The sequence below is a fragment of the Pedobacter frigidisoli genome, assembly GCF_032678525.1.
GTDB classification, from domain to species: Bacteria; Bacteroidota; Bacteroidia; order Sphingobacteriales; family Sphingobacteriaceae; genus Pedobacter; species Pedobacter frigidisoli_A.
Genome location: NZ_JAVTSE010000003.1, coordinates 516,474 through 537,146, shown reverse-complemented (window position 1 = coordinate 537,146; position 20,673 = coordinate 516,474). Strand labels below are relative to the sequence as shown.

Annotated in this window: 12 protein-coding genes; 7 read left to right on the top strand and 5 right to left on the bottom strand. The window is 41.1% G+C overall.

All coding sequences use genetic code 11. From position 1 onward, the window contains the following. The first annotated feature begins 1,286 nt into the window (after positions 1–1,286). The 7 genes from R2Q80_RS11395 to R2Q80_RS11365 all read left to right on the top strand — a co-directional run bounded on the left by R2Q80_RS11395 (position 1,287) and on the right by R2Q80_RS11365 (position 13,826). Entirely contained in the window at positions 1,287–1,895 is a 609-nt protein-coding gene (locus R2Q80_RS11395) for a sigma-70 family RNA polymerase sigma factor (protein ID WP_316799731.1), read from the top strand. Between the two features lie 91 nt (positions 1,896–1,986). Continuing rightward, complete coding sequence (locus R2Q80_RS11390; RefSeq protein ID WP_316799730.1) at positions 1,987–3,045, top strand: FecR family protein; 1,059 nt, start codon at positions 1,987–1,989, stop codon at positions 3,043–3,045. Between the two features lie 21 nt (positions 3,046–3,066). Beyond that, positions 3,067–6,639 (top strand): SusC/RagA family TonB-linked outer membrane protein, encoded by a 3,573-nt coding sequence (locus R2Q80_RS11385; protein WP_316799729.1) that lies wholly within the window; start codon positions 3,067–3,069, stop codon positions 6,637–6,639. Between the two features lie 11 nt (positions 6,640–6,650). Continuing rightward, positions 6,651–8,021: a RagB/SusD family nutrient uptake outer membrane protein gene (locus tag R2Q80_RS11380; RefSeq protein ID WP_316799728.1), complete on the top strand. Its 1,371-nt coding sequence runs from the start codon at positions 6,651–6,653 to the stop codon at positions 8,019–8,021. Positions 8,022–8,827: 806 nt separating this feature from the next. Next, positions 8,828–10,516, top strand: a complete 1,689-nt coding sequence (locus tag R2Q80_RS11375; RefSeq protein WP_316799727.1) for an alpha-L-fucosidase — start codon at positions 8,828–8,830, stop codon at positions 10,514–10,516. Positions 10,517–10,669: 153 nt separating this feature from the next. Continuing rightward, on the top strand, positions 10,670–13,015 hold the full coding sequence (locus R2Q80_RS11370) for a TIM-barrel domain-containing protein (RefSeq protein ID WP_316799726.1): 2,346 nt from the start codon (positions 10,670–10,672) through the stop codon (positions 13,013–13,015). Between the two features lie 346 nt (positions 13,016–13,361). After that, complete coding sequence (locus R2Q80_RS11365; RefSeq protein WP_316799725.1) at positions 13,362–13,826, top strand: Lrp/AsnC family transcriptional regulator; 465 nt, start codon at positions 13,362–13,364, stop codon at positions 13,824–13,826. A gap of 61 nt (positions 13,827–13,887) precedes the next feature. Here the strand turns inward: R2Q80_RS11365 and R2Q80_RS11360 are convergent, their stop codons facing one another. The 5 genes from R2Q80_RS11360 to R2Q80_RS11340 form a co-directional block, all read right to left on the bottom strand. Then, a complete protein-coding gene (locus R2Q80_RS11360) occupies positions 13,888–15,270 on the bottom strand; it encodes an MBL fold metallo-hydrolase (protein WP_316799724.1) in 1,383 nt (460 codons plus the stop codon). A gap of 20 nt (positions 15,271–15,290) precedes the next feature. Continuing rightward, entirely contained in the window at positions 15,291–16,094 is an 804-nt protein-coding gene (locus R2Q80_RS11355; RefSeq protein ID WP_316799723.1) for a sulfite exporter TauE/SafE family protein, read from the bottom strand. A 2-nt stretch (positions 16,095–16,096) separates the two neighbouring features. Further along, positions 16,097–17,251, bottom strand: coding sequence for a cysteine desulfurase family protein (locus R2Q80_RS11350; protein WP_316799722.1), 1,155 nt, complete (start codon positions 17,249–17,251; stop codon positions 16,097–16,099). A 132-nt stretch (positions 17,252–17,383) separates the two neighbouring features. Further along, positions 17,384–19,042 carry a protein-disulfide reductase DsbD family protein gene (locus tag R2Q80_RS11345; protein ID WP_316799721.1) on the bottom strand — a complete coding sequence of 553 codons (1,659 nt, stop codon included), beginning with the start codon at positions 19,040–19,042 and terminating at the stop codon, positions 17,384–17,386. A gap of 10 nt (positions 19,043–19,052) precedes the next feature. After that, the gene (locus R2Q80_RS11340; RefSeq protein ID WP_316799720.1) at positions 19,053–19,502 is read right to left on the bottom strand and encodes a protein-disulfide reductase DsbD N-terminal domain-containing protein; all 450 of its coding nucleotides are present in this window, start codon (positions 19,500–19,502) and stop codon (positions 19,053–19,055) included. Positions 19,503–20,673: the final 1,171 nt, after the last annotated feature.

Sequence of the window (20,673 nt, the reverse complement as noted above, 5' to 3'; positions counted from 1 at the left end):
TATTTTTAGCATTAATACTGCTGCTTATTATTCCAGGCGGTAAAAGAGGGAAGAAGACAACTGAAAATGCCGATGAAGAGGACCCTGTTCATTGGATATAGCGGACCCACTCAAAAAGCCTTTGCATTAATCTAATGAGGGATTGTTATATTTTCAATAGATAGCCCGATAGAGCAGCGCTTTTTGGCGGTGGTGCTGAAAAGGTGCTGCTTCAATTGCTTTTAAAAGAGAATGGTTCCTGTAGGAGTGAATGCATTCCGCATTAAAGGTGGATATGCACTTATTGAATCATTCCGACTGAAAAGCGTTGTTTAAACATAATGAATATTTTGGATATTGATTGAATTAATCAAACCTAATCTCTTAAATTTTAATTTCATAATCAGGATAAGGGTAATTGTTTATGTTGGAGCCGAGCAATTTTTGGATCATGTTCAGGAGGTCAAGCTTCACAATTTCAATACGGTTTACAGCATTCTTTTTTTATTTCTAGATCGGATAATTTTACAGGTAACTCTCTTAATCGTATCTCTTAAATATTCAATGGCAAGATGGCGCGAGAGGCGCAATACGGATCATGATGAAGTTTGCTTTTTGGTCCAAAAAAATAATGAACTAGGAGAGAATAATCAAGTCTTTAGGCTTTCGGCCAATACTATTTCTGATAAAAGAAAAGATACTGTTTCGATAAGAGCAAGATCGGTTAGGGTTATAATTTGGTTGTGGAAATTAAATTGGACCCGCCAAATCTTTAGTGATCCTTCGTTTCATCATTAGGATCTGTTGCTGAGGGTTACGGGTGCGCAAACCACAGTGTAAGTTTTAAATTAATGGAAATACCGGATCGATATCAAAAGATATAAAGACGGGATTTTCCAGATTCCCCTAAATTTTTCAGAAAGAAAGTGACTCCGTGAACATATCTATCTGAAGTAACAGGATTCACCAGTGTTCCATTAAACCGGGTTTCATCATGCAGACCTTGCCGCGCACGGACCAGGCTGTGCTTTAAATATTTTTCAATTGTACAAAGAGTGAATTCCAGGTATTTTTTTTGGGGGGGTGCTAGTTTTTACGTTAGATAACTTATATTTAATTAAATATCTCAAATCCCTAAGCAATACGATCAATATCATTCTTGCTCATATGCATTCAGAATTTAAAATATGCCTTTCTTTTTAAAGGCTTTATTGCATCCGGAGTAACTGACAGATATCAAAACATAATTATTATGTTTGTATTGTAAAACTCCACATGAAAATAGATTCTACAACCAAATTACTGTAATGCAGGAAACCAAATCTGATCTTGACTTATGGCTATTGATTAAAGACGGCGATCAATCCGTCTTCGAGCGCATTTATGATCTTTATTTCGATGATCTATATGAATATGGTTACCGTTTCTGTAAGGATGAATTCCTCGTTAAAGATAAAGTACAGGACCTTTTTGTTAATATATGGTCTAAAAGGGAAAAGCTTGGAACTGCGTCAAATATAAAAGCCTATCTGTTTTCAGCATTGCGAAACAGTTTGAACGAACAGCATCGGAATACATCCATCCGCAGAGCCATTATGGACCAGTTTACAAAAGGTCTCCCACTTACTTTTTCACTGGAGTTTGAATTTATTGAATTGGAAAATCAGCGGCAGCGAATGGAGAAACTTCATAATGCTCTCAATCAACTCAATCCGCGGCAAAAGGAGATTATCTACTTACGCTATATTCAAGACATTCCCTATGATGATGCAGCAGATATTATGGGCATCACCACAAAGTCCGCTTATAAACTTTCGGCAAGAGCAATTGATAGCCTGAAGAACCTGATTGCAGGTAGTGACAAAGAGCTATATGCATTACTGATCTTGGCTCAGATTTATAAATTAAAATACTGATAATAAGGTATTTGTGTTTTTTTTGGTTTTTGGTGGGGTAAAAAATAGTTTTTATGCATCTACAGTTTAAATGTAGGCTGAAGACAAACTCATGTACCAAGATTACTTTCACTATACTAAGTCAGATTTTTTGCAGGATGACGCTTTTGTACGGCATATTAAATATGCGGATAGCGAAACTGCAGTTGTCTGGAAAAATTACCTGAACAACAACCCCGTTAATCTTCAAGAATACATTGATGCAAAGCATGAATTAGAATATGTTATTCGTGCTGTTAAGAGAATCCCCACGTCCGATCGTAAGGGGGCAGTATGGGCTGCTGTTCGCGAAAGGATTCCGGTGGAGCGTGGTAACTATCTAAAAATAAAACGGCTTATAACGGCGTCAACCGCTGCTGCTGCTGTTATAGGCTTATGCGCTTTAGGAGTGGTTTTGACTGAGCTTTACTATGGTCAACGCCGTAACGTAACCACGCCTTACTCCCGGGTTAAAGAAGTTGTATTGCCCGATTCTTCCAGAATTGTACTAAACTCTAATACCAATCTCCACTACAATGCACATTGGAGGCCTAATCAACCCAGAGAAGTCTGGCTCGATGGAGAAGCATATTTTGAAATCAAACATCAAAATAAAAAACCTGAAAATATTTTACCTGGTCAGCGGTTTGTGGTTCATACTTCAGCAATAGATATTCAGGTTTTAGGGACCATATTTAATGTTAAAGCGAGGCAACAACAGCACAGCGTTGTGCTTGTTTCGGGAAGTGTTGCGGTAAAAAAGACTGGTGATTCTGTATGGCATTTGCTCAAGCCCGGACAGGAATTTATTTTTGAAACCAAATCCAAAAAAGTGTCTACCGCCCAGGCCAACCCGCTCATGTTGACCGCATGGAAAGATCGCTCGGTCATCCTTCCTTACCATACCAGATTTAAGGATATTATTCCGCAATTAGAAGAGAATTATGGTGTAAATATCAAACTGGCAGATGACCAAATTGGCGAAAGATATATTGAGGGTATTTTGCCACTTACCAATCAGGATAATTTGTTTTTCATCTTATCAAATGTGCTTAGGATTGAAATTAACAAACAACATAATTCATGGATTTTTGAGCCAATAGGTCAACAAGATAAAAACAAACAACAATAATCAACTAAACCAACTAAACGCATGAAAAAAATTTTATCCAAATCGGGCATCTGTCTGCTCGTAGGGGTTTTATTATGCCTATTCGAACCTGTTCAGGCGCAGAACAAGACGGGCAGGGTATCGCTCAGGGACGCACTACAGCAAATCGGTAAACGATATCAGACTAAACTGGTTTTCGATCCGTCAATCATCGATGGCAAAGAGACCAGCGAAAATATCAAAAACAGTAAGCAGGGGATTGAGGAACTTCTCAAAGCTGTATTGTACCCAAACAAGCTGTTATTTCTTTACGTTGGCGCTAACAGCTATGCCATCGTGAAAAATAATAATCCTGGAATGAATAGTCCGACTGAACCGCAGATACAAATTCCCGAAATTAATTCGGTGAATCCACGTAAATTAATAACGGGCATTGTAACTGACGATAAAAATAACCCATTAGTAGGGGTGACTGTGATGGCAGAAGGTTCCAGGATCGGAGTTAGCACCAGCAGTGACGGGCGTTTCACGGTATATACTGGGCAAGATCATCAATATTTAATTTTCAACTATGTAGGTATGAATCCGCTCCGGTTGCCGATAACAGGAGCGACCGTCAATGCGAAAATGTATCCATTGGAAAATGTTCTTCAGGAAATACAGGTTGTGTCCGACGGATACTCAAAGGTAAGTAAGGAAAAAACAACTGGTGCATATGCCATCGTTACTGCAAAAGATATTCAGAAAACTCCTACCATCAATTTGATGGAACGTCTGGAGGGGATTGCTCCTGGTGTCAAGTTTGATATCAAGAGTAATAATATACAGATTAGGGGTTCAAATAACTACGCCAGCAATGCGGGCTATCCGTTGATTGTCATTGATGGCTTCCCGATGATCAGCCCTAATGACAGTCCGAAATTAACAAATATCACTAACTCCGTTGCCACTGGAAATTCTCTTGTAAGCAATATCAACCCCGCAGACATTGAGCAAATCACCTTTCTTAAGGATGCTGCTGCTACAGCCCTTTACGGGTCAAGGGCTGCGAATGGTGTGATTGTGATTGAAACTAAAAAAGGAAGGCGGACGCAGCCGGAGTTAAACTTTTCTTACAACCTCGGCGTTTCTAAAAATGCTCCATTGTCGAATCTGAAATGGATGAACAGCGCACAGTATATCGATTTGGAACAAGAGATGGTTTCAAAGGGATTTTTATCGGATCCTCAGACCAATCCCTCGATATATACATCTAACAACAGCGAGGCTTCTGAGTGGATGTTCAGGGTGGGTAGGGGGACTGCTACTGCTGCCCAGCGTGATGCTGCGCTGGCTGAAATTGGTTTGAGAGATAACAGGAAACAGATCCAGGATAATCTCCTCCAAAATGCTGTCAGCAAACAATATAGCATGTCGGTTTCGGGGGGGGGAGAAAACGGAACTTATTTGGTTTCCGGAAATTATACTGATGACCAACCTGTTTATAAGGGTAACCGTGCGAAGAGCTACATCTTGAATGCAACTACTACAGCTGATTTATTTAATAAGCGTATCACTGTGCGAGCAGGCTTAAACTATCAGTTTACGAATACACAATATAATGGTTCGGCTATTAATGCACTCTCAGTAAGCACCACTGCCTTAAGGCCATATGATATGCTTATTGATAGTGAAGGTAGTACGATTAAAAGGGTGAGCATTTTTACGAATAACTTTGCAAATAGCTTAACGGCGCAGGGTTACCTGCCTTTTGGTTATAACGCTGTTGATGAACTAAATTATTCAAATGTCATTTCCAAAATTAACACCGTTAGGGTCACCGGAGGCTTAAACGGAAAAATTTTCACCTGGTTAAACGCTGATTTGTCCGCAATGACTCAACGTCAGTTATCAAATACGAATACGACCAACGAGCTCAATAGCTATGTATCGCGGATATTAATTAATACTGGTACCTCTGTAAGTTCCGGTAAGCTGGTATACGGGGTGCCATACGGTGGCAACAACAACTTGGCAGACCTGAACTCTTCGGACGCATCTTTCAGAGGTCAGTTGAATATGAACAAAATTTTCAGTAACGATCATCAGATCACCGCAATTGCTGGTACAGAAATCAGGGAAACCAGATATAAATCATACTCCGCTACCAGGTATGGTTATGATAGTGATGCCAATTCTTTTGTAGCTGTGAATCCTACAGTAAATTATATGACCATGTATGGTTATACTACTTTTTTAGGAAATAACTTGAGTACGCTGACAGAAAACAGGAAGCGTTTCTTATCCTACTATAGCAATGCATCATATACTTATAAGGGTAAATACGTTGGAACTGGTAGTTTGCGCTTTGATGATAACACATTGGTTGGTGTGGATCGCAGTAAAAGGGCCAGGCCATTTTGGTCGGCGGGTTTCCGCTGGAATGCTTCCAGAGAAACCTTCCTGAAGGATGTGGATTGGGTAAATGACTTCGCAATTAGAACAAGTATTGGTACAGGTGGAAGTACTCCACTTGGTGGGACTAATATCACTATTATTTCCATTAGTGGAACAGATGCCCTAACCGGCCAACCAGTGGCCTCAATTCAGACGCCAGGAAACAGCGATTTGGGATGGGAAATAACCAAAAGCATAAATTTAGGTACGGATTTCAGTTTTTTCAAAGGACGTCTTAGGGGAAGTTTTGACGTTTACGGAAAAAAAACAGATGGGATCTGGACAAACGTGCCCTACAACGCAACTTATGGATGGTCTAACCTGTTCTTTAACACCGCGACATTAAAGGGGAAGGGAATTGAACTGGGATTAATGGCTCAGGTACTCAAACTTGCAGATTTCAGCTGGAATAGTACATTCAATTTTGCATACAATACCAACAAAGTGACAGATAGCAGGTTTGAAAATCAGACCAGTACCCTAGCTACCTCCGGGGGTAGCACTATAGTTAATGGGGTACCGGTAGGCGCGTTGTTTGTCTATAGATGGGCGGGGCTGGATAATAAAGGCCAATCCCAGATTTATGACCGTAACAATACGATTATCAGCAATACTACCAATCTAAGCACATCATTTACCAGGGAAGATCTAAAATTCGCCGGCGTATTAACAGCGCCTTACCAAGGTGGCTTTTTTAATGATTTTACTTATAAAGGAATTACTCTGGGCGTTAATATCAGCTACTATTTTGGTCACGTTTTCCTAAAGCAATCAATTACGAACTACCCAACTTTTCAAGGTACATATTCGGGTGTATTGGGGAGACAGGAAGATCTGGCTTATCGATGGAAAGTTCCCGGGGATGAGGCCACCACAAATGTACCTGGCCTGTCAGGAATTAATAATAACAGCATTCTGCGCTACCGTTATTCTGATGCTTTGGTGCGTAAGGCGGACAATGTGAGGTTGCAGCAAATTTCACTCTCTTATAACTTACCAAAACAATATCTGCCTAAAAACATGATCAAGAGTTTGTCGCTAAGCGCTAATATCAGAAATCTTGGCATTATCTGGAGGGCGAATAAGGACGGTATTGATCCTGAGTACCTCAATTCTGCTAACTACTCGAATTTGCCTCCTACAACAAGTTATGTTTTTGGTTTGAACGCGTCATTTTAATCTGAATTATTATGAAAAAAATATTTTATCTAGCTATTTTAACTGTTCTTGCCGCGACTGGTTGCAGGAAGTATGTAGAAATTGATCAAATCGGAGTCCGTACTCCAAAATATACCAGCGATTACCGTGCACTGATGAATAATAACAGTGAACTGGAATTTGGACCTGGGTATCCAATATTGTCCGGTGATGATACGGAAATCAATGATGCCACCAGGCAAAATAACATTACAGATATCTGGGCAAATACATACACTTGGAGTGCCAAACATCTTTCCGAAACTCAGGGTGATGTGGATTGGGAAAGGCAGTATAAAAACATTTATATCTGTAACGAAGTGATCAGCGGTGTGCTTGCCTCTGAAGGTGGGACTGAATCCGTTAAGCAGCAAATTTATGCAGAGGCGTTGGTTCACCGGGCCTATGCCTATCAAACTTTGCTGAATATGTATTCCAGACAGTATAATGCTACTACTGCATCTAGTGACCTAGGAGTTCCCCTGTTATTAACTCCAAACTTATATGCCAGTTTAAACAGAGCTCCTGTGGAAGCAGTTTACAGTCAGGTCATCGGGGATTTAAAAGCCTCGGTCAGCAAACTTCCTGCATTGGCCGATTATAATGTCCGGCCGGCAAAAGTGTCTGCTTACGCGCTACTTGCTAGAACGTTTCTTAATAAACGTGAATTTTCGCAGGCAGCTTTATATGCTGATAGTGCATTATTATTGCGCAATACGCTTTTAGACTTGAAGACCTATAGTTCAGCGCCATCGAGCTTGCCCAAAAGACTATCAGATCCTGAGATTCTGCTGTCTAAGAACGTCACGGGCAGTTTCACAGCTATTCCAATCAGCAGTTACATCCTAAATCTTTTAGGGACAAATGATTTGCGGTATTCATTATTTACCAATACCAGGGGAGTATATGGCTCCTTGTTTTCTACAGCTTTCACGGGCAGAGCATACTGGAGGTATGCTTTGAATGGAGAATTTCTGATCAATATAGGCCCTTCGGTTCCAGAGATGATGCTAATCAAAGCAGAGTGTTTGGCCAGGGCCGGAAACACAAGTGACGCCTTAGCTTTAGTAAATAACCTTCGCAAAAAAAGATTTACCGATGCCAATTATTCGCCATTGACCTCAACCGATGCCAGTGATGCGCTGCGGATAGTTATTGAGGAGCGAAAAAGAGAGTTCTTTGGTAAAGGTTTTAGATGGTTAGACCAGCGAAGACTCAATCAGGATTCAGCTTTTGCCATTACTGTAAGCAGGGTATTTAAAGGAAATACCTTTACACTGGAGCCTAATAGTAATCGTTATGTTTATCCTATTGGCGATAAATACATTTTATTGAATCCTGAAATTGAGCAAAATCCTAGGTAGTTAATGTCTGGTGGACAAGTTCGGATTTGAAGCAGCAAAAGCACATGACCAAGGTCGATCTGCTGGAAGTTATTTTAACACTGGGGCAATGTACAACTACTCAATAGGATTAATGATACCTGGATGAAGAGCCCATGCCATTATGGATAAAGGTGGAAATAAATGTGAGTGGGGTGTCGATCACAAACTCAAGGTATAAATACTTCTGTAGAGGTGCAATGAGTAAGCGCTTTTAGCTGTCCACTAAAAGCCTGCTTGGCGCAAATGCGCTCAAGGATTACTTTGATAAGCATTTGACCCATCTATTTATGGTAGGTTTAATTAATAGTTAGTGATGTTGGTTGCAGGTTGGTGGATGTCGCCTGCATCCTTTTTAATTTGGCTAGCTTCAACGAGGGGATGATGGAAAAATAACAGAATAATTCCGTCTACCGAATTTAGTCAAGTTACCAGAACACTTTTATATGTGTAGTGGGTATATTTTAAACTGATTTAGGAGGTTGAGTGACTTTGTAGCCTTTGCTACAACCCCTGAAGTTAATTAGCGTTTTTTTTTAAAATCAACTATTGCCTTGAGAATACAAATTGGATCTGTTTTGCGCTCATTTGATATTAAATCCCGTTGAACATTTAACACAATAATTTTATATTCTGACGAAATAAACGTTTCTTTGACGATTAATAATCATGGCTGAAAATTTTGCTTTACCGCCAACTCAGTTTTGATTTAATCTGACCAAATATATTCAAATATGAGAATAAATGCATTATGCATCGTTATGGTTTTGTGCTATAACAATTTAACAATGAGAGCACAGGCCCAATTCCAGGATTTTTATTCTGTAGCACGTGTAGGAGTAGTAAACAGTGTGCCTATGGGTGACTGGAAAACATTTAAAGAAGTTAAACTCAATATTCCCATTTACCCAGGTCCTTTCGAGCCGACTTGGGAATCGATAGCAAAAAATTATCCCGGAGACCCGAAATGGTTACGGAATGCAAAGTTTGGAATATGGGTGCATTTTGGACCACAGGCTTCGGGAGCGAGTGGGGACTGGTACGCCCGGAAGATGTACATACCGGGTACTCAAGCGTATGAAAATCACCTAAAAAAATATGGACATCCTTCTGAATCCGGATATATGGACGTACTTCGTGACTGGAATCCAAATAAGTTTAATCCTCGTCAACTTGCTAAAATTTATAAGGATGCTGGCGCACGGTTTCTTATGATCCAGGGTGTTCACCATGATAACTTTGATCTTTGGGATTCTACCTACCAGCCATGGAATTCGATGAATATTGGTCCTCGACGGGATCTGATTGGTGAATGGGCGAAGGCCTGTCGTGCAAATAATCTCTTTTATGGTGTGACCTTTCACCATGAATATACTTGGTGGTGGTGGCAGGCAGCATTTGGTAGCGATACAGAAGGATCCAAGAAAGGCGTGCCGTATGATGGGCAACTTACCCTGGCTGATGGTGTAGGGAAATGGTGGCAGGGGTTAGATCCGAAACGACTTTACGGTTACGATCTACGTGAATACAAAAGCGTGGCAGAGAAATCGCTATCGCCATGGTCGCCGCCAACTCCAGGGATTTTTGAAAAACATCTGGATTATGCTAAGTGGTATTCGACGCAATGGGCCCTGAGAATGATGGATGTGGTTAAACGTTACAATCCAGACTTTATCTACACTGATGGTACTGTACAAGGGCCTTTCACGGGAGATGGTACCGGAACGGGATATAAAGCTGATGCGATGCAGACTGTTATTGCTGATTTTTATAATAGAGCCCTTGGAAAAAGAGGTGCTGTAAACACTTTTAGTATTGTAAAATTCCGAAATAAGACAAATGGGACCGTAACTACCGAAGAGTTTGCAATACCTAATAACATCAAAACTGATCAGTCCTGGATTGCAGAAGCACCTGTTGGAGATTGGTATTATGCTCCGGGTTTTACTTACGATTCCGGAATGATGATTCACTATATTATTGAAGCTATAGCCCGGGATGGTAATGCAGCCATTTGTATTTCACCACTTCCAGACGGATCATTGGATGAAGGTAGTCTAAAAATGCTTAAAGAAGTGGGAGTATGGATGAGAAGAAACGGCGAATCCGTTTATGGTAGCCGAGCATGGAAAACTCCTGGCGAGGGTGAAATCGTAAATGGAAAGCTTAAAATGTTGCCTGGGGGGGCGCTTGGTAAACGTCATTCGGAATTTAAATTTAGTAAACAGGATTTTAGGTTTACAGTCGGCAAAAATGGTGCACTATATGCTTTTTGTATGATTAACCCAGGTCCTGGCTCCCAGCTTAAAATAAAATCACTTTCAGACGGCAATGACAATTTCGGAAAAAGAATCAAGCATGTGAAGCTGCTTGGTTTCAGTGGAGTCTTAAAATGGCAGCAGTGTTCTGATGGGTTGAGTATTCAGTGCCCGAAAGACATGCCCTATTCCAGTGCTATTGTATTCAAGATAACATAAGTGCGGCGCCTAGGTGTTTATTTTTTTTGGTTTTGTATAAATCATCATTACAAATAGAAATTTTGATACCAAGAGTAAACTTAATGAAACGATGCAATCTTTTAACTATCCAGTCTGTGTAATCTCCAGAATTTAATATATCTATATTCATATATGACCACTTTAACACGCAATCTCTTAATTCCTATTATTTTTTATCTTTTTTCTACTGTCGTTTGTGCTCAGTCTGTAACCAAAACTCCACAAGGACTTAGCTTTTATGCACAGGGGCTGCAGATCAGTATTGAATTTTATACGGAACGAATCGTGAGGATCTATAAAACACCTGTTGGAAAACCCTATGAGAAAACTAGTCTTTCGGTGGTTGCCAAACCATCCCAAACAGCTATATCGTTTTCGCAAGATGGAAAGCATTACCTTATGAAAAGCAAGCTCATACAGGTGGACGTTAACACTGAAACGGGTGGAATTTCTTTCTTGGAAACTTCCGGAGAAAAGTTGTTGAAGGATAAAGATTATGGTACACAGTTTAGTCCTTTAAGTGATGCAGGAACATCATCATATAAAGTTAGAAACGGTTTTCTTCTTGAGGATGATGAAGCGATATATGGAATAGGGCAGGTACTTGACAATAAATTTAATCGAAGGAATTCTTTCCACCATATGCAAAATGAAAATATGTCCACATATTCACCATATTTTCTTTCGGTGAAGGGATATGCAGTATTTTGGGATAACTATTCTATCACAGATTTCAATGACAACCCACAGGAACTTTCTTTTGAAAGTTTGGGACATTGCGCCGATTATTATTTTATGTACGGCAAGGCTGCAGACACTGTTATCTCTCAGGTAAGACATTTGACAGGTAAAGCCCCAATGCTTCCCCTATGGGCTTATGGTTTTTTTCAAAGCAAGGAACGCTACCATACCCAGCAGGAAAGTTTAGATGTAATTAAAAAGTACAGGAAACTAAAAGTGCCGATAGATGCCATCATCCAGGATTGGCGATACTGGCCTGAATATAATAAAACTGATAGTTCGTGGAATTCACAAAGTTTTGATTCAATACGTTTTCCAACCCCAAAAAAGTGGGTGAACGAAATTCATGGTCTAAATGCGAAGTTACTCATTGTGACCTGGCCAGGGTTTGGTCCATATACAGCACAGCGTAGAGAGTTTGAAAGCAAAAATATGATTATTAATTTTGACACCTGGCCTCCTAAAAGTGGTGCCCGGCCGTACGATGTCTATAATCCTCAAGCGCTGGAGATTTATTGGAAGTATTTGAATAAAGGAATATTTCAATATATTGAAAATGATGGTTGGTGGCTGGACTCTACCGAACCAGATCATATCAATGTAAAACCCTCCGATTTCAAACTTCCCACTTACCTGGGAAGCTATCAAAGCGTTAAAAACGCATTTAGCCTGCAACACAACAAAGGCATTGCTACGCATCAGCGCGCGGCAAATAGCGATAAACGTGGTGTGATATTGACGAGGTCTGGTTTTATAGGTCAACAACGTTACGGATCTAATACTTGGAGTGGTGATGTAAATTCAAGTTGGGAGATGCTTGAAAAACAAATACCAGCAGCATTAAACTATACATTATTGGGTATTCCTAACTGGAATAGTGATATCGGTGGATTTTTTGCAGGTAAATGGCGTAAAGATGGTGGAAACCAAAATCCTGAATTCCAGGAATTATATGTCCGGTGGATGCAATTTGGAGCGTTCAGTCCAATGATGCGTTCACATGGTACAGATTTACCAAGAGAAATATGGAATTTCGGAAATCGGGGAAGCTGGTGTTTCGATGCACAAGAAAAGTATATTAATCTTCGCTACCGCCTTTTACCTTACATTTACAGCACCTCCTGGAACGTAAGCAAATATGACGGTACATTTATGCGTCCTTTAATTATGGATTTTGCGCAGGATAAGAAAACCCATGAAATAGGAAATGAATATCTATTTGGGAGTTCCATTCTTGTTTCGCCGGTGACTTCATATCAAACAAGGGTTTGGCCAGTTTATTTGCCAAAAGGCGACGGTTGGTATAACTTCTGGACTCGAAAATTTTCCATTGGTGGAGAAACTGTGTACACGGATGCTCCGGTCGACATTATTCCACTCTATATTAGGGCTGGTTCAATACTACCCCTTGGCCCAGCTGTACAATACGCAACTGAAAAAAAATGGGATAATCTTGAAATATATGTATACGAAGGGGCGGATGGTAGATTTGTACTCTATGAAGATGAGGCTGATAATTACAATTATGAGCAGGGTGCTTACTGCGAAACTGAATTTATTTGGAATAATGCACGAAAAGTCCTTAACATAAAAGAACGCAAAGGGAAATATAAAGGAATGCTAAAAAAGCGTACATTCCAAATTATACTGATATCAAAAAATTGTGCAGTCAACAAGACCTATCAAAAGGCAAAGATTGTAAGATATAACGGTAGAAGCGTCAATGTGGCTTTATAGCGAATGCGATAGCTTTATAAGGATTTTAGAATATGGTAATCGCTCAAATATCTCAGATGCCATCTTAATCGTGCGGTTTGTATGTTGTTTAGAATTATCAGGAATTGGGGACTGATCGTTGAACAACCAATATGCCAATGACAAATAGGTGAATTCTGTTCCAGCTCGAGTTTTGAGCAATCCAAACCATACGGTTTGGTGCCGAAATTAGATCGTAGAATATGTTTCAAGAAATAATTTATTTGTGAAAGAGATAAGTTGCATTCATAGTTTAATAATCCTTATAAATGATTGCTTGTTGAGTGAAATTTATTAATTAATTTAGACAGAAAAGTTACAACCTATTATGATCGATTTAGATCCAACTGATAAAGAAATATTACGCATCCTTCAAATTGATGCTACTAATACACATAAACAACTTTCCGAAAAGTTGCACAAATCCGTAGCCACTATAAATGAGCGTATCAGAAGATTAAAAAAGTTAGGCTACATCAGAAAGACTGTCGTCATTTTAGATCGTAGGAAAGTAGATTGCAACCTGATTGCTTTCAGTCAGGTACTGTTAAATGATCACGCTGCAAATACCCTACGAGAATTTGAGCAGGAAGTCATTAAGTTTCCAGAGGTCATGGAATGCTTTCAAATGACTGGCACGTTTGATTTCGTTCTTCGGATTGCATCCCGGGACATGGATTCTTATCATGAGTTTTATAGGCACAAACTGGCCACCTTGCCTAATATTACGACTGTCCAAAGCTTCTTCGTGCTTTCCGAAACTAAAAGTGAAACCGCTTACCCTATACCCTGATAGATGCGGATCTGATCGACAAGATGGTGTAGTTTCTATGCATTTTATCCCAATACCGACGTCAATGATTATTGAGTTTCGATATTTCAAGGAATCCTCCTGTAACATTTATCGGATGATTATAACCTAATCTTTTCAATATGGAGACGAAAATCATAGAGCGATAACCGCCTGCACAATACACCAGGTAAGGTTTACCAGGATCAAGCGCTTCAACAGCCTGATTAATCTGATCGAGTGGAAGGTTCAATGCACCGGATACCGTTCCTTGTTTGTGTTCTGACTTTGCACGTACATCGATCACGGTGTATTTCTCTTCGGAAAGCAGCTGATTAAAATTTTTTGCGCTAATGTTTTCAATGGTATCTGTTGCATTGCCACAGTTCACCCACTCCTCAAATCCGCCCATCAAAAAGCCTTCGCATTGGTGGTAACCGATACGGGCCATTCGCCTGATGACTTCGGTTTCACGGCCTGGTTCAGCAATAATCAATATACGTTGCTGATCAATGGGAAGCAGGGCACCCACCCATGGTGCGAAACTGCCGTCGAGCCCGATGTTGATTGATCCGGGAATATGTGCTGAAGCAAAAACATCCGGTTTTCGGGTATCCAGAACCAGGGTTCCGGGTACCGCCATGCGGCTTTTGAAAGATGATGCGCTGAGCCCCTGAACGGCCTGATGAAGTACCTTTTCAAGCAGGGGATAGCCTTTGATATTCAGTTCTACATTCATGGGGAAATATGCGGGCGGGGCCGCAAGGTTGCCACATAGTTCGCTGATGAAATCTTCACGTGAAAGATCGGCAGCCAGGGCATAATTGCTCAGCCGCTGTGAACCCAGGTCGCCAATGGTTTCCTTACTCATGTTCTTGCCGCAGGCACTTCCTGCGCCGTGGCCTGGATAAATAACGGTATGATCGGCTAACGGAAGTATTTTATTTCTAAGCGAATCGTAAAGCATGCCTGCCAGATCCTCCTGGCTGATATCCAGGTCAGGCGACTGCGCAAGGTCGGGCCTGCCTACGTCGCCAAGAAATAGAGTATCTCCGGTAAAAATGGCTTGTTCAATTCCCTGCTCGTCCAGGAGCAGGAAACAAGAACTTTCCAGGGTATGCCCAGGCGTATGTAAAAGTTTCAGGGTTGCTCCGCCAATAGAAAAGTTTTCACCATCTGCTCCATTATAGCTTGGATATGCAGTTTGTGCGCCTGGTCCCAATACAATGGTGGCACCGGTTTTTGCCGCAAGTTCCAGATGTCCGCTCACGAAGTCAGCATGGAAATGCGTTTCCATAATGAAAGTAATGCTAGCCTGATCCTGTTCTGCCAGCTCAAGATAAGCATCGATATCCCTAAGCGGATCAATCACCACAGCTTCACCGTTATGTTCGATATAATAGGAAGCCTGTGAAAGACATTTCTCGTAGAGCTGTTTTATTTTCATGTGGTTTTTTTGGGATAAAATTATAGATTGGTGAGCTCGCCGGCCTGCACGGCAAGAATGACAATGGCCAGTATCAGTATAAACCAGCCGAAGCAAAGCCTGAGCTGCCGGGTATTGAACAAGTGGGAAATCCGCTGCCCTGCCACGGCACCCAAAATAGCCAAAGCAGTGGTTAACAAAAGAAATGTCCATTTGACTTCCTGTAAGCCAAGATCGCTCAGGAAGCCTGACAAGGTATTCAGCGAGATGATAAACAATGACGTACCGACCGCCTTTTTGATGTCAAGATGAAAGAATAAGGTTAAAGCCGGAACAATCAGAAAGCCACCACCAGCACCAAGGAAGCCTGTTAACACACCTGTGGTAACAGCGCACCCAATCAATACCGAAATGGAATTTGATTTTTCAACTTGCTGCGGGTCGCAGTCGTTTTTTGCCTGCATCATCGTTCTGGCGGCCATCATCATCAGCAAAGAAAAAATAATCATGCTAAGCATTCCAAAAGTCAGCGTTACATCATGCCAATGCCATAGCACTGCCGGGATTTTCGGGATAATAAAACTTCTGATCAGCCATACCATAACAATGGATATGGAGGCAAAAATGATTCCCTTTTTGAACAGAACTTGTCCCTGTTTAAATTTAGCGATGCTGGATATGGAGCTGGTAGAGCCCACAATAAACAGCGAATATCTTACCGCAGAAGCCGGCTCCAGCCGGAAAAAATAAACCAGTACCGGAACAGTAAGGATGCTGCCGCCGGCACCCATGAGTCCCAATGAAAGGCCGATTAACAGCGTGGAGAAATAGCCGACTACCTGCATGTTCAGGCTAATGATAATGGGTATTTCAGGATGCCTGCCAATGTGGTTATCGCAATGTCGATGTCTCCCATCCGCGTTAGCTTGCTGAATGAGAACCGTATTGTGGCCCCCGATTGCTTTTTACCCAATGCATGCATCACATGGCTGCCATGGTCGTCGCCGCTGCTGCAGGCACTACCACCAGATGCACATATGCCTGCCTGATCCAGCATGGCCAGCAGCAGATCGGTTTCCATATTGCCCGGGAAGTTGACACTCAAAACTGTGTAAAGTGCGTTATCATTGTTGTTAAAGCTGATTTCAGGCGATAATTGCAGCAGGCCGTCGCGCATGGCTTTGTTTAGTGTATTGATGTAGATCTGATCGGCCAGGTAATTTTCATGGGCCAGCTCTAGCGCTTTGGCAAAACCAATCATTCCATGTACGTTTTCTGTTCCTGCCCGCACTTTTCTCTCCTGGCCACCGCCATGAATTAAAGGGGTGATTTTGGTGCCTGCGCTTACATAAAGTATCCCCGTACCTTTTGGCCCGTGGAATTTATGTCCGGAAGCGGAGGCGAAATGAACACCGTATTCAGCCAGTTGCAAAGGATAATGACCAATGGTTTGCACACAATCTGAATGAAAGATGGCGCCATAGCGGTTACAGATTTCACCTGCCTGTTTAAGATCGAGCAGGGTGCCAATCTCATTGTTGGCATGCATCAGGCTAACCAGGCACTTAATGCCGGCTTTGGTTTGGCTATTTAATTGTAGTTCGAGATCGTTGTAGTCCACCTCCCCGTATTCGTTCAGTTTTACAAATGAACAGGTGATGTTTTTGTCGGCACAGTAATGTTCAACTGTGTGTAATACGGCATGGTGCTCGATAGCAGAGGTGATGATGTGCGTGCAGCCCAGTGTTTTTACCGCCGTAGCGATAGCGGTATTATTGCTTTCGGTGCCGCCACTGGTGAAGTAGATGGAAGTGCTTTTAACGCCCAGCAAATCTGCCACTTTTTTTCTGGAAGCTTCAATGGCTGTTTTACTTTTTCTGCCTATGCTGTAGGAAGAAGAAGGATTGCCATAGTAGTTCGTTAAAAAAGGCAGCATCGCCTCTAATACAACCGGATCCAGTGAAGTGGTAGCAGCATTATCTAAATATACGATCTCGTTCATGGTGAATTTATATTTTTATATTGATGGTAACAGGATAGCGCAAACATTAAAACAAGGGCACGCTATCCAGCAATGCCCTGTGTTTATCATTAACTAACTAAAACTAGGTGGTAAACTTCTAAACACCTGTTTTTATCTTGTCTGGAAGGCTGCGAGGCCGGTTTCCAGGAATTTTTTATAATTGGCCACTTCGTAATCTGCCCCTTGCGGAGGGGTTAATAAGGTTTCGGTTGCCGGGTCGAGCAATACATAGAACGGCTGGGAGTTCGACTGAAATTTCCTGGCCTGCAAATCGCTCCACTTTTTACCAATGGTGCCAAGTGTTTTTCCTTCAGGTGTTGTTACCACATCTTCCGGTGCCAGCTCGCTCTTGTCGTCTACATATAACTGCACCAGGATGTAATCCCGACTGATCATTTTGTAGACTTCCTTATCCGGCCATACATTGGCTTCCATTTTACGGCAGTTTACACAGGCATGTCCGGTGAAATCGATCAGGATTGGTTTATGCTGTTGTTTCGCAGCCTCAAGGGCTTCATTGTAATCAAAGTAGGCATCCAGTTTCAACGGCGCATGGAACTTATCGGCATATTTGTGTGGACCACCTGACACCGTTTTTGCCGGCAATGAACCGCCAACTAAACTGCTGGTGTACAAATCAAAGTCCTGTGTATCCTGCGGAGGCAGAAAAGCGGATACTGATTTCAGTGGAGCTCCCCATAAGCCAGGGATCAGGTACATGGTAAATGCCAGGATAATCGTTGCCATAAATAACCGCGGCACAGATATATATGGAACCGGGCTATCATGCGAAAATTTAAGCTTACCAAGCAGGTAGGCGCCCATCATACCGAAGATGATAATCCACAGCGCAAGAAAGATTTCCCTGTCGAACCATTCCCAGTGGTAGGCCAGATCGACATTGCTCAGGAATTTTAAAGCAAAAGCCAGTTCCAGGAAACCCAGCACTACTTTTACGCTGTTTAACCAACCACCGGATTTTGGCAGTTTGTTCATCGCAGAGGGGAAAAGCGCAAATAAGGCAAAGGGAATGGCAAGCGCAAATGAGAAGCCGAACATGCCAATCGCCGGACCTAAAAGTGCTCCTGTTGTAGCCGCCTGAACGAGTAAGGTTCCGATAATCGGACCTGTGCAGGAGAATGAAACCAATGCCAGTGTACCTGCCATAAAGAATAAACCGGCAATGCCACCCTTATCAGCATTGCTATCCATTTTATTTGCCCATGATGACGGAAGCGTCAATTCAAACGCACCGAAAAATGAAGCCGCAAAGGTGATCAGTAACAGGAAGAAAAAGAAGTTGAATATTCCATTTGTTGATAAACTGTTCAGCGCATCGGCCCCAAAAATAACGGTCACCAGTAGTCCCAGGACTACATAAATCAGAATGATAAAAAAGCCGTAAAGGGCGGCCTTTCCAAAAGCCCTTCCTTTTTCTGCTCCCTTAGTGAAGAAACTCACGGTTAAGGGTAGCATGGGGAAAATGCAGGGCATCAGCAAAGCAGCAAGACCGCCTACAAATCCAGCTATGAATATGCCCCAGAGTGTTTGTTCCTGTGGCTTGGCTGTAGTGTGAACTTGCTCAGCTTTCGTCGCAGCTTTAACTATGGTATCTGTGGTGTCAGTTGCCTTAGAGATTGTGTCTGCTGTTGCAGGGGTAATTTCCGTGAATACCAGTTCATCAGTCGATGTACTGTCTTGCGCATATCCGGTTGTGTACAGGACACAGGACAGCAATAGCCATAAAAATATGACTTTAAATGTGTTCATTATGATGCTATTATTTTACAGCGATGCTGAATTCAATTTCCTCAGGCGGCAGACACTGTTTGTCGTTACACACCATAAATTCTACTTTTCCCTTGACCGTTGCATTTTTTGCGGTTAATTTCACTTTTTGCTGAAAGATCACCGACTTCTCAAAATAGCTCACATCCATTTTGAATGTGGATTCGAATTTGGTAATTGGTTTTGGTTCAATAGTTTTTCCGGTAAGTGTGTATCCCTTGCCGGCAGGAAAAGTGAATGTGGTTTTCACTGGTCCGCCATCTTTAACAAATTGTGAGTATAGGTGCCAGCCTTCATCTACGGTTGCTTTAATGTAAAGCGTTGCAGTTGTTGCACTCGTTTTTTTAGCAGCGTACGACCAGGTAACTGGTTTAAGAATCTGGCTTTTTGCGCCCTGGTAGGAAAGGGTTAGCAAAGCAATGGCGATCAGTAGTTTTTTCATTGTGGTTGTTTGTTGATTATTTTGTAAAGATCAATAATGACAACTTACGCGTCAATACCTCCATCTATTTTCAAGTAAAAATATGATGAATGTTAAATAAAGAATTTTTTTTTCGGTTATAGTACGCTTTCAGTTTAAATAAGCAGTATTTTTTCAGTATTGGATTGTATGTAATGGTGTGGTCTGCTTGATTCAAACCAAGGCAATAATTATTGTGTTTGATTCCAATTGTAAGAATTGCTTTGTTGACGTGAGAAATACGCTACTGTTAATATGGTTTGATGTTTTTCAACTTTATTTTCTACCATGTTGTAAAATCCAACTGTATTCATTTCATCAATTAGAAATCTGATTTCAAACTTTTTAATTAATTAAGAAAGCCAGTAATTAGGGTTTGTTTGAATGGAGTAGAAACAAACCTGCATAAATAACTATTGCCAACGAATTTATTAATGCTCTGGTTATTCATGTCAACCGAATTGGTCAATTAATCACACTGTAGTATAGAGCTCAAAACCAATCTTCATCTGTTTGTTAACTGACAGAATGATTTCATTGACATGGAAGATATCTGATGTATGGGGAATTGCTCTTTGCCTTTCAACTCAACCGGAACGGCTATATGGTATTTAATACTGTATACTGGCTGTGGTGATTGTAAGAAAAACTGGAAAGTTGTGGCAAACTCGGTAAAGTTTTATGAAAGCCTAAAATAGTTAATCCATCCGGAACAATAGCTATACAATTAATATACTTCACCAGATCATTTGTAGTGGTCATCCACATTATAGGTATTTATCAATACTACTCGCAATCAAAATTTAAGATTTTGTATTTTTTTTATATCTGATGGGGTAAAAATAAAGTTTCATGCATCTCCTGTCTTAAGAACCAAATAATAGGGAAGACTAATGCTACAAGCTTATGCCAAAAAGATTTTAAAACATAACCATAGTACATATTCAAAAGTGAAACATATTAAGTTAATATCAGATCTTAAAATAAAGGTAAATAGCAGTCCGCTAGTTTATAGAATAAACGTCCTGAGAAGCGGTTGTGAAAGGCCTCAACTGAAAACTGTTTCGGTATTAATTTTAGGATTCAGGATCATAAAACGTTGCTTACTATACCAATTTCCTGGAAGCGTGGAGCTGACAGCACCATGTTATAC